We start from the raw sequence: 14,313 nt of genomic DNA, 5'->3' as shown, positions 1-14,313 counted from the left end.
CGCCCCACCCCGGACACCACCCTCACACCACGACTGACAAGCCTCAAACAACCATCCCGAACAACCCACAACCACCTCCAACGCTAAAACCCACGAGCTGGACGGCCCTCCGGAGCGGTGAATGCACGTCTTGGCCCGCCGAATGGACGACGGGCGATCCGTCGGATCCGTCGATAGCGTGACTGCCGTCGCTGTCGGCCCCAGAGGCACTGAACCCCTCCTCGGGCACCATGGGGGTGTGGGGAGGGATGAAGCGACGCAGAGTGTCATCGCTGACGTCAGAGTTACATGCAGTGACATTTCGTTACACATCGCGTACTGTTCTGTCGTGGTGGCTGTCGCATGAGGAAGGGTGCCGTGACATCTCGTCTGGATGAGGTCTTCGAGGGCGTGCCGAAGCTCCTCGGGATCCAGGAGGCCGCGGACCTGCTGGGCATGACGAAACGCGGTGTGTACCAGTGGATCCGTCACGGCGTCATCCCCGCCTACAAGCTGGGATCCCTCTGGTTCGTGGTTCGCGACGATCTCAGGGACTCCCTCGCTGCCGGACTCAACTCCCCCGTCATGCAGGTCGAACCTGACGCGGGGCCGACCCATCACAACCTTTGAGAGGAACACGCATGGCCGCCATCGCGACCGTCCGTCCAGACGGTACTGGGAGCGTCGTCATCGACGACGAGACCGAACGCCTCGTCACAGCGGGGTCGGTGGTGGATGCTCGGCGCGCCTGCCTCACGCTCGTCATCGAGCACGCCCGACGCACCAACGAGGTGATCTCCCTCGAGGCCCGTGAGAGCGAGGGCCAGGTCTTCTCGCTCCTCGTCCATCCCGACGGACTCGTCACCACCAACCCAACCCCCGCCACCCCGGTGCCGCCCCCGACCCCGGCCCCTGCGGCGCAACCGTCACCGTTCGTCTCCTCCCCCTCGCCGTCGTCAGCGGGGCTCCTCGACTCTCCCCCCGTCGTCGCGCGGCGGGCCCGGGAGAACTCCTTCCTCCGCTCCGAGAACCAGCCGGCACCCGCGACGCAGGGCTGGCGCGGCGCAATGGGCAGGGTCGGGATCCGGATGCCACCGAGCCACCAGGAACTCACCGAACGCGCCGCCATCAGCATGGTGAGCCGTCACTGGCCCGGCCCCCGCACCATCGCCATCGTCAACGGCAAGGGCGGCGCCGGGAAGACCCCCACGACGGCGCTCCTCGCCGCGGCCTTCGCCCGTCACGGCGGCGCCGGGGTCCTCGCGTGGGACAACAACCAGACCCGCGGCACCCTCGGCTGGCGCACCGAGCAGGGCCCCCACGACGGCACCCTGCTGGAGCTGCTGCCCGCGACGGGGAAGCTCCTGTCCACCCAGGCCCAGGCCGCGGATCTGGCGCACTACGTCCACCACCAGACCGAGGACCGCTACGACGTGCTGCGCAGCAAGCCGATGGAGCTGGCCTCCGCGCAGCGCATCTCCGCCGACGACGTGGATGCCATCCACCGCGTCGCGTGCAAGTACTACCGGCTCGTGCTCATGGACTCCGGCAACGACGAGTCCGACCCGATGTGGCGTCGCATGATCCACCACACGGACCAGCTCGTCATGGCCACCACCACCCGCGACGACCACGCCGAATCGGGCGCGCTGCTGCTGGAGAGCCTCGCCGCCCAGGGCGACCACGGCGCCCGGCTCGCCGAACAGGCCGCCGTCATCATCAACCAGGCCGACCCCACGGCCCACCGACGCGACGTCGATCGGGTCGTCAGCGGCTTCCGGGAGATCGCACGAAGCGTCAGCACCATCCCCTTCGACCCCGCCATGGTGGATGGACGACTCCGCTGGGACGCGCTCCGGCCGGGGACCCGGCTCGCTTGGCTGCAGGCCGCCGCCCGTGTCGCGCAGGGCCTCTGACCGCGAACGGCGACCAGTCCGACCCGGATGCCATGCAGCAGGAAGGTGAACCACACGTGACGACGTGGAAGAAGACCATGAAGGCCGTCGACTGGAAGTCGTTCAGGCACGCCTATGGCACCGCCGAGGACCTCCCCGACCTGCTGAAGAAGCTTGCCAAGGGCAAGAAGGGGGCCTTCCACGACATCGAGGCCTCGGCGATGCACCAGGGCGGCCTGTGGCCCGCGGCAGTGCCGGTGGTCGAGGTCGTGACCGCCATGATCGGCGACGGGGTGGCGCCGAAACAGCCGCTGAAGCTGATCCGGACGGCGGCGGAGGCCGTCGGGAACGGGTTGGGGAGTGCCGACGTGGTGGAGGCGACGCGTGTCGCCCTCGACAAGGCGGTCCCGGTCCTCATCCCGGTGCTGGCCGCCGGGGGTCGGGACGCGGTCAAGGTGGCGGATCTCGTCGTGCATCTCGGAACCCCGGGGCCGGAGTTGACCGCTGCCCTCGTCGACGCGCTGGACTCGGGCGGGAAGCTGTCGTGGGTGGCGGCACGGACGCTGGGGCATCACGACCTGTTCCCGGGCAGCGACGATCCCCGTCTCACGGTGCCTGCCGCCCTGGGCCGGTTCGAGGCGGGCCATGCCACGGGGGAGGACGTCGAACTGGTCGCCGCCCATGCGGATCTCGTCACGAAGCGTGAGAACCCCAGCTGGATCGGCTCCGTCCCGCGAGGCGAGGAGGTCCTCCTGGCGATGGAGCCCAGCAGTGAGGTCGCCCACGGGCTGCTCGATGCGGCCGAGCGTTCCCGCTCCATCACCCCGGCCGTCGCGTCCCGGGTGGCCGAGTTCCTCACCAGCAGTGAGGAGGTGGGGGAGTACGACTTCGACCTGCTGATCCGGTTGCCGCGCACCCCGGAGGTGCTCGACGCGATCGACCAAGCCGCCCCGAGGTTCGACGGCGAGATCCTCCTCAGTCAGCCACACGCCAGCGCCGCCCTCATCCTCGCCGAGGCAGGTGATCCCCGGTGGGAGCGGCATGCGGAGACCGCGATCCGGTGGGCGCTGGAGCACCGGGACGAGGCGGAGAGCACCGAGCTGTACGCGTCGAAGGATATTGGTGTGCACTCGCCGTTGGGGATCGCCCTGGCGGAGGTGGGTGTGGTTCCGGGGCGGGAACTCGCGACGCTGATCGGCGAGGCGCTGGAGGTCCTCGACCCTCAGGGCAAGGAGTTCACGTGGTGGAGCGTGGCGCGGTGGGCGGCGACCTGGCCCGCCGAGCTGCAGGAACCGCTGCGGGCTGCCGCGAAACGACTGAATCCGCTCAACCCGCACTGGGCCGACTCGGAGGCGGATCTGCAACGCATCCGCGACGAGGCGAAGGACACCCGCGACCTCATCCCGTTGGCCCGGCACACCGGGCTTCTCGACGACTGGCTCGCCGCCCTGGCCGCCACCGAGGGCACGCACCACGAGAAGGTCGATGAGCAGTTCCCGGAACGTGACCATCCGCAACTCGTCGCTTGGTGGCAGGGCATCCTCGCGGACAGCGACCACGAGCAGGAGCAGGTGGCGGCGTTGAAGGGGGTCGTCGAGGCGGGGGCGATGCCCGTTGCCGAGGGCTGGGACCGCGTCGTCGCGCTCGTCACGCCGAAGAACTACTTCGTCGGTGACGCCGCCCGGCTGGCGTCGGAGTGGAGTGACCGCGTCGACGACACCGCCCGGGCAGGGCTGGTGGAGCGGTTGGCGACGGTGGTGGCCGAGGCGGAGTACGACCGGGCCGAGTGCGGGACCGTGCTGGTCCGGCTGGGCGGGCAGTGGCCGCTGTCGCCGGAGGACACCGCCACCATGGTGATCCGCGACCTGCTCACCAACTACAAGGGGCCGGACAGCGCCGTGACGTTGTGCGAGTTGCTCAGGGATCAGGAACCGGAGGCCACGGAGCAGTTCGCGTCCCGGATGCGGGCACTGCTGGAGGGGGACCGGCGGCTCGTCCCGTCGATCCGGGAGGACGAGGAGAAGCAGGCCAGGCTGCGTCGTTGCCTGGGGTTGCTCGAGCAGGGCTGAACGGGTCGTCGGGGCGACGCTGAGGGCCCAGAGGACGCGCAGGAAACCGGGTTGGGTACGTGTTCCCACGGCCTTCGGTCGGGATAGGATCACGCCATGTCGATGTGGAAGAAGGCCTTGAAAGCCGTCGATTGGGACTCCCTGCAACATGCCTACGGGTCCGCTCGCAACGTGCCGACGCTCATCGAGAAGATGGCCGCGGGCGACGAGGAGGCCCTGGATGAGCTGGAGTACTCCGTCCTGCACCAGGGTGGGCTCTGCGCGGCTGCCGTGCCCACCGTCGAGGTGGCTGTGGCGATGATCGCCGACGGACTGCCTCCCGAACCACCCCTGACCCTCATCCAGAGCGCTGCCAAGGCGGTCGTCGAGAACCCCAGCAGCACCGCACAGGACATGCGTTCCGTGCTGCTGGCCTCCTACCCCGTGCTTGCGGCTCTCATCTCGGCCGGAGGCGACGAAGTGGTGGCGGCCGCCGAGGTCGTGTCCCTCATCGGCCCGCCGACCCCGGAACTCACCGACGCCCTGATCTCGGCCCTCGAGGATCACGGGGACCTCGCCTGGGCCGCCGCGGTGGCCCTTGGACATCACGGCCTGTTCCCGGGCAGCGATGACCCTCGCCTCGCGGTGCCTGCTGCCCTCGGCCGCTTCGCAGCAGGCACCGCAACGGACCAGGACGTCGCACTGGTGGCAACCCACCAGGTGCTGGTGGAGGAACACGAATTCGTCGCCTGGCTCGGCGACGTCCCGCGCGGCCCCGAACTGCTGGCCGCCTTCGAGCCGACCGAATCCGTGATGATCGGACTCCTCGACGCCGCTGACCGCCGTCGATCGGCCACCTGTGATGCCATCCGACAGGTTCTCGCCGGAACCCGTGATGACACCCTGCCCGCTGAGGACGCCATCACCCTTCTGCTGCGCCTGCCCCGTACCCCTGAGGTGCTCGACGCCCTCGACGGGGCTGCCTCACGGTTCGACGGCCCCGTTGAGGGGTGGACCCATCCTCGAGCCAGCGTCGCCCATGCCCTCGCCGTCGCCGGGGATCCTCGCTGGGAGAACCACCTGGCGGCCACGCTGCGGTGGGGCCTGGAGCAGGGCGAAGACCTCGCGGATGAGGACCTGAACGTGGCCATCGAACCGCAAATCGGAGCCCCCATCGGGTCGGCCTTCCAGGAGGCCGACGTGGTTCCGGGGGAGATCCTGGCGCAGGTGGTGGCCGAATACCTGACCACCCGAGAACCCGACGACGAGTTCACCGGGCGCACCCTCGCCGAATGGATCGCGACCTGGCCGGACGACCTGCAGGGTCCGCTGCGCGCCGTCGCGAAGCGGTGGGACCCGGCGAACCCCCACTGGGCCGACACGGAAGCTGACCTGCAGGCGGCCCGCGCGGCGGCGGAGAACACCGACGACCTGATCCGGCTGGCCCGTCACACCGGGGAGGTGACGGACTGGGAGAGAGCCCTGGAGGCATGCGGACCCAACCATGACCAGGCCCTCGACGACGGTTTCCCGCAGCGGGACCACCCGCAGCTGATCGCCTGGTGGCAGGGCCTTCTGGCGGACGAGGACAGCGACGAGGACGTGACCGTCGCCTGCGTGAAGGGCTTGGTCGACGCGGGTGTGTTGCCGGTTCGTCAGGCCTGGCCGAGGATCGTCGACCTGCTGGTCGTGGAGAACTTCTACGCCGGGAAGGCGGCCAGGTTGGCGGCGGAGTGGATCGGACGCATCGACGACGCGCAGCGTGCGGAACTGGTGACCCGACTGGGCGCCCTGATCCGAGAGGCCGAGTACGACCGCGCGGTGTGCGGGAGTGTGCTGCTCGGCCTGGGTGAACCCTGGCCACTGTCAGCCGAGGAGACGGTGGATCTGGTGGCCCGTGAGCTTCGCGACGGCTGGACCCCCGGCCTGGAGGTGGAGCTGTGTGGGCTGCTGCGGGAGCGGGAGCCGGGGATCGCGGAGCAGGTCCTCCTCGGACTGCGCTCACTGCTGGACGACGACCGGCGGCTGGCACCCTCGATCCGGGAGGACGAGGAGAAACAGGCCACGCTGCGTCGTTGCCTGGGGTTGCTCGAGCAGGGTTGAGCGGGTCGTCGGGGACTCGGCTCCCCAACGGACCAACGGAGGGCACACCGCCTGAGCCCGCCCCTTTCCGTCCGTAGGCTGCGGACCCGGCTCGACCAGCGGCGGGGCTGCCGGGTTCAGGCCCCGGCGAGTTCCTGCCAGGCCGTCTCGGAGGAGTCGCGGAGGAACTGGGCGCAGCGCTGCTGCTCGTCGGTCTCGCCGATCCGGCCCGCCGCGACGCTCAGCAGCCACAGACTCATGAGAAAACCCCGGTTGGGCTCGTGCTCCCACGGCACCTGCCCCGACCCCTTCCAGCCGTTGCGACGCAGCTGGTCGAGCCCGCGATGGTAGCCGGTGCGGGCGTAGGCGTAGGCGGCGAGGGTGCTGTTCAGGGTGTCCTCGGCGAGGCTCTGCTCGGCGAGCAGCGCCCAGCACAGCGACGACGACGGGTGTGCGGCTGTCGCGTCCAGCAGGTCGCCCTGCTCGACGAGTGCGGTCGCGGGATCCTCAGGAAGGTGAACGACGAAGTTGGAGGCCATGAGGTTCGGATGCGTCCCAGTCATGACCCGAGTCTAGAGGGTGCGCGGTGGGGGGATCGTGACGAGGAGCGTCACGATGGCGTCCTGGCGGGAGGGACTGACGGGGGCTGGGGCGACCGCAGTGGATGCGCCTGTCCGCACGCCTGCTTGGGTCCCCTCTCACCCCCGCTCCAGCGGTCACGAACGACGGACCGCAGGCCCGCGTCGCCTCCCCTCACGTCGCGCCCTTGGTCACGAACCGCCGTTCTGCTTTTATTGAAACGTTTCAAACAGGGTCTCGTGGAAGCAAAGCGGCGGTTCGTGCTCACCGGGAGGCGGGGTGGTCGGGGCTGGGGTCGTGCTGGATCGACATCAGGAGCCGTGCTGAAACAGCATCAGAAGGTGTGCAAAAACAGCATTGGGAGCCGTGTCACAGCTGCATCAGGGCTACGATGGCAGTGTTCGTCCCTCAAGGAGCATCATGCCCGACGACTACATCCCACGTTTCGTGGACACCCTGTTGGATGAGGTGCTGCAGGAGCTGCCCGCCGTGATGCTGACCGGCCCCAGGGGGTGCGGCAAGACCACGACGGCTCTGCGCCGGGCCGCTTCGACGCTTCGTCTCGATCGACCGGAGCAAGCAGGTGCCCTGGCCATGGCCCCGGACGAGGTTCTGGCGGCCATGCTGCCCCCTGTGTTGATCGATGAGTGGCAACGTGCCCCCGAGTCATTGGGTGCCGTGAAGCGAGCGGTCGACTCCGGGGCGACCCCCGGGCGCTACCTCATCACCGGAAGTGTCCGCTCCCGGCTCAGCGGAGCCGGTTGGCCTGCGACGGGTCGGATCGTCCCGGTCCCCATGTTCGGTCTCACCCAGGCGGAGATCGAGCACGGTCCTCGAGGTCACGAGGTTTTGGAGCGTCTCTTCGCCGTTGACAACCCTCCCGTGGGGGAGCTCCGCGACGCCCCGGGTCTCGTCGACCACGTGGCCATGGCAGCCCGGGGTGGGTTTCCGGCAGCCGTCGGGCTCAGTGCTCGCGGTCGCGCCCGCTGGTACGACGGATACGTCGAACAGCTCGTGCATCGCGACGCACAGGAACTCCAGACGGTGCGCAGGCCCCAGGCCTTGCTCCGCCTGGTGCGTGCGGCTGCCCTGAACACTGCCGGACTCCCGTCGCTCCAGTCGCTCGCTGAGTTCGCTGACGTCGATCAGCGCACGGTCAGGACCCACCTCGACCTCCTGGAGGAGCTCCGCATCATCGAACGCATTCCCTCGTGGGGTGTCAACCGGCTGCGTCGGGCAGTGAAGGCGCCCAGACTGCATCTCGTCGACCCTGGAATGGCCATGCATCTGGCTGGCGACGATGCACAGGGCCTGCTCCTGGACGCGAATCGGCTGGGACGAGTCATCGAGACCTTCGTCATGGCGCAGCTGCGTCCCCTGCTGCGGCCCAACCATGAGGCGTTCCATTTTCGCGACACCAACGGATCCCATGAGGTGGACATCGTGCTGGAGTCCAGGGTGGGCGCGGTGGTGGGGATCGAGGTCAAGGCCGCCATGACGGCCACGAAACGCGACGCCCGACACCTGGCGTGGCTGCGGGACCAGATCGGCGACCAGTTCGTCAGGGGCTTCGTCCTGCACACCGGCACCATGTCCTTCCCCTTGGGGGAGCGGCTGTGGGCCATGCCCATCGCGGCCCTGTGGCGGGGACTCTGACGGCCCCCACCCCCTCGTGCTTCAGGCCTCATGCCGCGCTCGATCCGGTCACGAACCGCCGTTCTGCTTCGCTTGAAACGTTTCAAAGAGGGGTCTCGTGGAAGCAACGCGGCGGTTCGTGCTCATGGAGGTAGGGCGGGTGCAGGTGACGTGAATTGGGCATCCGCGAGTCGTTCCCCGGCCTGGAGTGGTTCTCGTCTGGCGTGGGCCTGGTCCGGCGGGGGCTCCGGTCGGCCCCGGGAGGCTCTGGAAGGTGCCGGAGCGTCCGTCGGATGTCCCCGACGCACCCGCGGGGAGCCCCCGGACGTGGCGGGCGGGTACCATCTTGGGGCGCGACCGGAGGAGGGGTGATGTGAGCATCGCGGCGGAGGTGGCCCGTCTCAAGGAGGCGGGGGAGGGGCCGACCCTCAGGCTCGTGACGTACAAGTGGTCGTGGCTCGCCATGGCCACCTTCCGGACCTGCTTCCCCCAGCACACCAAGTCGGTGCGCGCCGACCGGCTCCACTCGCAGGTCGACGCCCACCTCGAGGAACTCGCCAGCCTCGGCCACGAACTGCCACCCGGCGCCCACGGGCTCGGCCTGTGCCGCGCCTGGATGCGCGAGGGCTGGCTGCGTCGCCTCCCCGACGACGAGGGCGGCGAGGTCTACGAACTCACCTCCGCCACCCTCACCGCCCAACGGGTCTTCGACGAGATGTCCCGCGACCGGGCCCTCATCAGCGAGTCCCGCCTCACCACCATCGTCGAGGCCGTCAGCCGCACCGCCCTCGACGCCAACCCCGACCGCGAGGCCCGGATCGCCGCCCTCGAGGACGAGATCGCCCGGCTCACCGCCGAACACACCCGCCTCGCCTCCGGCGGTGAACTCCGGGCCGCCTCCGACGAGGAGGTCCTCAGCGGCTACCTCAACGTCCGCAACCTGCTGTCCCAGCTCCCCGGCGACTTCCGTCGCGTCGAGGAGGAGATCGACCGCATCCACCGCGACATGATCCGCGACTTCCGCGCCGAGGAACGCCCCAAGGGCGAGGTCCTCGACGACTACCTCGCCGCCAGCCGCGACCTCACCGCCAGCACCGAGCAGGGCAGGGCCTTCGAGGGTGCGTTGGCGATCCTCAGCGACGAGACCCTCCTCGCGAGCTTCCGACGCGACCTGCGTGCCATCGTCGACCACCCCTTCGCCGAGGCCATCGGCCTCACCCGACGCGAACGCAAGGAGTTCCTCGCCGCCGCCTCCATCATGCGCACCGGGGTCCGCAACGTGCAGGAGAAGCAGCACAAGGCGTCGCGGGCGCTGGCCGACCACCTCACCGCCGTCGACTCCCGCACCAACCGGGAACTCGGCCAGGTGCTGCGGCAGCTCGACCAGCAGCTCGCCACCTGGATGACCGACGCCCGCCCCCGCGACTACGTCCCCATGCCCTGGATGCCCGGCCGCGTCGAGACCGATCATCTGCGCACCCGCTTCCACGACCCCGCCGACGACCTCCCGCCCGCCGCGCTCGAGGACGTCGACGCCAGCGCCCCGCCGCCGCCGTCGCTGGATCAGGTCCGCCGTTACGGCGGGCCCCTCCTCGCCGAGGTCCGCGACGCCCTCCGCCGGGCCCTCACCGACCATGGTGCGACCACCCTCTCCGAGGCCTTCAACTCCCTCCCCGACCACCTGCGTCGCCCCGTCGAGATCCTCGGGCTGCTGCAGGTCCTCACCCGGCTGGGGCTGTGGGAGGGCGAGACCGACGCGCTCACCCCCGTCACCACCATCCGCCCCGACGGCACCTCCCGCGACCTCCTCCTGCCCGAGGTCCCCGTCACAGCGCACGAGTTCAGCACCCCGAAGGGACACACCCATGGCTGACCATGACGAGCACCCGGACATCCTCGACGAGCCAACCTCCGTCGACGACGGGTTCATCGACCCGGAGGCGGTCGAGGACGACACCCGGGACAGTTCCCTCTCCCTGTTCGAGGGCGACGACGGTGAGCTGCCCCTCGACGTGCGGCAGTGCCTCGTCGGGCTCATCCGCACCCCGCTCATCACCCGCGACCGCCACCCGCGCGCCTGGGAGACCCTCGTCCGCAACCGGCGCATCCTCCGCAGCCGCCTCAACGACCTGTTCCTCGACCTCGTCATGGACGCGGAACGCGGGGTCGCCTACAAGGTGCAGGTTCGCTCCGAGGTGCCGCGTCGCTTCCCGACGCTGCTGCGCGACACCTCCTACACCCGGGAGGAGACCGTCCTCATGGTCCACCTGAGGCAGCGTCACCTCGCCGAGAGCACCGGCTCCGGCCGGGTGTGGGTGGATCGGCAGGAGTGCATCGACGCGGTCGCGCGGTACCGGCCCCCGTCGGCGACGGATGTCTACGGCGACGAGTCGCGCACCCGCAACGCCATCGAGAACCTCCGCGCGATGGGGATCCTGGAGCGCACCGCCGAGGAGGACCGCCTCGTCATCTCGCCCGTCATCGAGACCCTGCTGCCGATCGGGAGACTCAAGGAACTCCTCGCCTGGCTGCAACGCCAGAACGACCCCACCCCCGACGAACCCGAGCCGGAACCGTCGCTCATCGACCTGACCCCCGACCAGGCTGCTGCCATCGAGGCGGCCCGGGCCGCCGAGGCCGCGGATGACGAGGACGACCTGGACGCCGACCTGCCCGAGGAGGACCGCGATGAGTGAGGCCCCGTCGCTTCCCGGCTTCGCCGACGAGACCCAGCAGTGGCGCGCCCGCTGCCTGCAGGTCGTCAACTGGGGTGGCTTCCACGGCCACAAACGCATCGACATCGCCGAGGGCACCACCCTCATCTCCGGCGGCTCCGGCACCGGCAAGAGCACCCTCCTCGACGCGTACACGGCCCTCATGATGCCCTCATCGGTGCCGTTCAACGGCGCCTCCAACAACGCGACGGTGGGTCGGGCCCGCGACGCCAGCCAACGCAACGTCCTCACCTACCTCAAGGGGAAACGCGACACCGCCGATGACGGCACCGATCAGGTGCTGCGCGGCGACGACGCCCCCATCTGGGGTGCGCTGGCGATGACCTTCCAGGACGACCTGGGGCGCCGCTTCACCCCGCTGCGGACCTACTACGTGCCGGTCGGGGCGAGTCACACCTCCGAGGTCACGATGAAGTTGTTCACCATCCCCGGTGACATCGACCTGCAGGAGCTCGCCGCCGTCGCCGCCAGCCGTTTCGACCCGCGCGTCATGCGCACCCACTTCCCGGCCATCGTCCACCACGACACCCTCACCCGTTTCTTCGACGCCGTCACCTCGCGGCTCGGCATCGGGTCCAGTGGTGAGGGGGAGCGGGCCCTGAGGCTGCTCGCCCGCATCCAGGCGGGGCACCAGGTCAAGACCGTCGACCGGCTCTACAAGGAGCTCGTGCTGGAACGTCCCCGCACCTTCGACGCCGCCGAGCGGGTGTTGGAGCAGTTCGCCAGCCTGGACCAGTCGTACCGGGACCTGGAGACCGACGGTGAGAAGAAACGCATCCTCGACCCGATCCCCGGACTCCACATCGACTACCTGCAGGCGAAGGGGCGGGCGGAGCGGATCGACCGCTACGGCCTCACCACCGGCGACGATCACACCCCGTACCGACTGTGGCAGCTGCGGGCCGAGGAACGGCTGCTGCGCGAGGCCGAGGACCGCAACCGCGACCAGCGTCGCGACGCCACCGCCGCCGTGGACGCGGCCCGGGAGGCGGTGGCACGCACCGATGAGCGGGTCCGGCAGGTCGAGGAACAGATCCGGGCCAACGGCGGCGGGGCGCTGGAGACGTTGGGTGCCGACATCGAGCGTGGCGAGGCGCGACGGGAGCGGGCCGCCCGCGCCCTCGACGAGTTCCGGGAACGTACCGAGGTGCTCGGCATCGATGACCTCGACCAGGCCGGCTTCGAGGACCTGCAGCGTCGGGCCCGCGACTTCCTCACCCGGGCCGACGAGGCCAGCACCGACCTGATGGGACGTCGGGACCGGTGCATCGAGGCCCGGCCCGCGCTGGACGGGGAGATCGAGGCCATCGGTCAGGAGTTGGAGTCGCTGCGGCACCGATCCGGCCTGGTGCCGATGGACCACGACCGGGCCCGCAACCTCATCGCTGAGGCGTGTGGGATGAGTCCTGCCGAGCTGCCGTTCGCGGCGGAGCTGATGGATCTGGCCCCGGAGTACGAGCAGTGGCGGCTGGCGGCGGAGGTGACGTTGCGTGGCGTCGGGCTGACCCTGCTCATGGATCATCGGCGGCAGCGCGAGATCCGGCAGCGGATCGACGGGCTGGAGCTCGGGCGTCGCATCTCCTTCGAGGGGGTCGAGCTGGGGCTGCCGCTCCGCGAATCCGGCGACGAGCGCTACCTGTCGGGGCGGCTGCGGTTCAAGGTCGACTCCCCGTTCGCCGGGTGGGTTCAGGAACGGGTGTCGCGCCCGGGTTTCGACCATCTGTGCGTCGACGGCCCCGAGCAGCTCGGCGGCGACGAACCGAAGGTCACGATCCGTGGCCAGGTGTCGTCGGGGCGACGGGGCGCGCACGGCTGGAACCGCAACCAGCGTCCCGTGCTCGGTTTCGATTCCGCCACCCGCGTCGCGGAGTTGCAGCAGCAGCTGCAAGACCGCGTCGCTGAACGGACCCGGCTGGCGGAGGAGATCGAGGGGCTGCAGGAGGCCCATGAGCGGTTGCGCCGCGAGGAGGCCGCCCACACGACGGTGCTGGCCACGGCGTGGGAGAACATCGACGTGGCGGTCATCGACGCGGAGCTGGCCGAGCTGCGGGCCCGCCACGAGGCGCTGCTGCGGAACTCCGACATCCTCACCGAGCTCAAGGGCAGCCTGGACGCGCTGGTCGCGCGGCGGGAGGAGCAGCGGCTCGCCCACCACCAGGCGACGTTGTTGCTGGAGGGGTTCCGCACCGAGCACGGCGAGATCGTCGACCGTCAGGACGCCGTCGCCCTCGAGGTCGAGGCGCTGGAGGGGGCCGGGGTGGCGCGGCTCGACGCCGACGACGAGGGACATCTCGACGAGGCGCTGCGGGAGGGCCGCGGCGAGGTGACCTGGCAGGGGCTCCGCGACGCGATGCGGGACCTGGGGCGGCGGCTCCGAACCGAGCTGGGGACGGAGTCGGCGCGCGCCGAGATGCTCGAGGGGCAGCTGCGGACGATCTTCGAGCGGTTCAACGACCGCTGGCCGGATCCGAACCGTGGCGTCGACGTCGCGTCGTACCGGGACTACGCGGAGATCCTGACCGGGATCATCCATCACGGCCTGTTCGAACGCAGACAGGTGTTCAAGCGACACTTCCAGGAGTGGAGTGGCAACGACCTCAAGCTGCTCGGCGACTCCTTCGAGGAGGCCCTGGAGGACATCCACGACCGGCTCGACCCGGTCAACGACATCCTCGGCGATCTGCCGTTCGGGGCTGGCGAGGACCGGTTGCGGATCACGGTGCGGCAGCTGCACCCGCAGGCGCTGACCGTGTTCCGTCGGCAGCTACGGCAGCTGTCGTCGAATGTGGCGGTGGAGTGGGACGACGAACAGATGGACGAGCGGTTCGCGCAGCTGAGGTCCTTCGTCACGTCGCTGGCGGAGGTGGAGGGGTCGTCGGCGCGCGACGACCTCCTCGACGTGCGTCGCCACATCGAGGTGACCGCCACGAAGGTCGACCGTGAGGGCCGGGTGCTGAGCACCTACGCGTCGCTCGGCGGCAAGAGCGGCGGCGAGAGCCAGGAGTTGGTGTCCTTCATCGTCGGCGCGGCCCTGCGCTACCAGCTGGGCGACGAGACCCGCACGAAGCCGAGGTTCGCGCCGGTCCTGCTGGACGAGGGGTTCATCAAGGCCGACGGGGAGTTCGCGTTCCGGGCGGTGCGGGCCTGGCGGGGGCTCGGCTTCCAGCTCATCATCGGGGCCCCGCTGGACAAGGTGACGGGTCTGGAGCCGCACTGCGACCTCATCCTGGCGGTGACGAAGAACGACCGGACCGGCTACTCCTACATCCAGCCGCTCCAGGAGATCGAGGACGACGACAGCTTGGAGCCCGAGGAGGCGGCCACGCCAGGCTGACCCGCCCCGAACAATGGGTAGCACAA

The 14,313-nt window shown here is 69.9% G+C and carries 9 protein-coding genes; 8 read left to right on the top strand and 1 reads right to left on the bottom strand.

Annotated features, from left to right (window positions below; all coding sequences use genetic code 11):
* Positions 1–357: 357 nt before the first annotated feature.
* From EII35_RS10960 to EII35_RS10945, 4 genes are all read left to right on the top strand, one after another.
* On the top strand, positions 358–609 hold the full coding sequence (locus EII35_RS10960) for a helix-turn-helix domain-containing protein (RefSeq protein ID WP_185744286.1): 252 nt from the start codon (positions 358–360) through the stop codon (positions 607–609).
* A gap of 11 nt (positions 610–620) precedes the next feature.
* On the top strand, positions 621–1,895 hold the full coding sequence (locus EII35_RS10955) for a MinD/ParA family ATP-binding protein (protein ID WP_125228510.1): 1,275 nt from the start codon (positions 621–623) through the stop codon (positions 1,893–1,895).
* A 56-nt stretch (positions 1,896–1,951) separates the two neighbouring features.
* Positions 1,952–3,943: a hypothetical protein gene (locus EII35_RS10950; protein ID WP_125228509.1), complete on the top strand. Its 1,992-nt coding sequence runs from the start codon at positions 1,952–1,954 to the stop codon at positions 3,941–3,943.
* Between the two features lie 96 nt (positions 3,944–4,039).
* Positions 4,040–6,025: a hypothetical protein gene (locus EII35_RS10945; RefSeq protein WP_125228508.1), complete on the top strand. Its 1,986-nt coding sequence runs from the start codon at positions 4,040–4,042 to the stop codon at positions 6,023–6,025.
* Between the two features lie 116 nt (positions 6,026–6,141).
* Here EII35_RS10945 and EII35_RS10940 read toward each other — a convergent pair whose 3' ends face one another.
* A complete protein-coding gene (locus tag EII35_RS10940) occupies positions 6,142–6,567 on the bottom strand; it encodes a DUF3151 domain-containing protein (protein WP_185744285.1) in 426 nt (141 codons plus the stop codon).
* A 436-nt stretch (positions 6,568–7,003) separates the two neighbouring features.
* Between EII35_RS10940 and EII35_RS10935 the strand changes: the two genes are divergently transcribed.
* The 4 genes from EII35_RS10935 (at position 7,004) to EII35_RS10920 (ending at position 14,287) form a co-directional block, all read left to right on the top strand.
* On the top strand, positions 7,004–8,239 hold the full coding sequence (locus tag EII35_RS10935; RefSeq protein WP_125228507.1) for an ATP-binding protein: 1,236 nt from the start codon (positions 7,004–7,006) through the stop codon (positions 8,237–8,239).
* Between the two features lie 352 nt (positions 8,240–8,591).
* A complete protein-coding gene (locus EII35_RS10930) occupies positions 8,592–10,091 on the top strand; it encodes a DUF3375 family protein (RefSeq protein ID WP_185744284.1) in 1,500 nt (499 codons plus the stop codon).
* Positions 10,084–10,914, top strand: a complete 831-nt coding sequence (locus tag EII35_RS10925; protein WP_125228505.1) for a DUF4194 domain-containing protein — start codon at positions 10,084–10,086, stop codon at positions 10,912–10,914. Before EII35_RS10930 ends, EII35_RS10925 begins: the two co-directional genes overlap by 8 nt.
* The gene (locus EII35_RS10920) at positions 10,907–14,287 is read left to right on the top strand and encodes an ATP-binding protein (protein ID WP_185744283.1); all 3,381 of its coding nucleotides are present in this window, start codon (positions 10,907–10,909) and stop codon (positions 14,285–14,287) included. The genes EII35_RS10925 and EII35_RS10920 overlap by 8 nt, the downstream gene beginning before the upstream one ends.
* Positions 14,288–14,313 lie beyond the last annotated feature (26 nt).

Origin of the sequence: Arachnia propionica (genome assembly GCF_003932785.1) — a bacterium.
Lineage (GTDB): Bacteria > Actinomycetota > Actinomycetes > Propionibacteriales > Propionibacteriaceae > Arachnia > Arachnia propionica_B.
Note: the sequence above shows the minus strand (reverse complement) of the source record. Positions and strands in the feature narration are given on the sequence as shown.

Excerpts from the sequence above, each read along its gene's own strand:
- EII35_RS10955 (WP_125228510.1), top strand. The coding sequence starts at position 621 with ATGGCCGCCATCGCGACCGTCCGTCCAGACGGTACTGGGAGCGTCGTC.
- EII35_RS10945 (WP_125228508.1), top strand. The coding sequence starts at position 4,040 with ATGTCGATGTGGAAGAAGGCCTTGAAAGCCGTCGATTGGGACTCCCTG.
- EII35_RS10940 (WP_185744285.1), bottom strand. The coding sequence starts at position 6,567 with ATGACTGGGACGCATCCGAACCTCATGGCCTCCAACTTCGTCGTTCAC.
- EII35_RS10935 (WP_125228507.1), top strand. The coding sequence starts at position 7,004 with ATGCCCGACGACTACATCCCACGTTTCGTGGACACCCTGTTGGATGAG.
- EII35_RS10925 (WP_125228505.1), top strand. The coding sequence starts at position 10,084 with ATGGCTGACCATGACGAGCACCCGGACATCCTCGACGAGCCAACCTCC.
- EII35_RS10920 (WP_185744283.1), top strand. The coding sequence starts at position 10,907 with ATGAGTGAGGCCCCGTCGCTTCCCGGCTTCGCCGACGAGACCCAGCAG.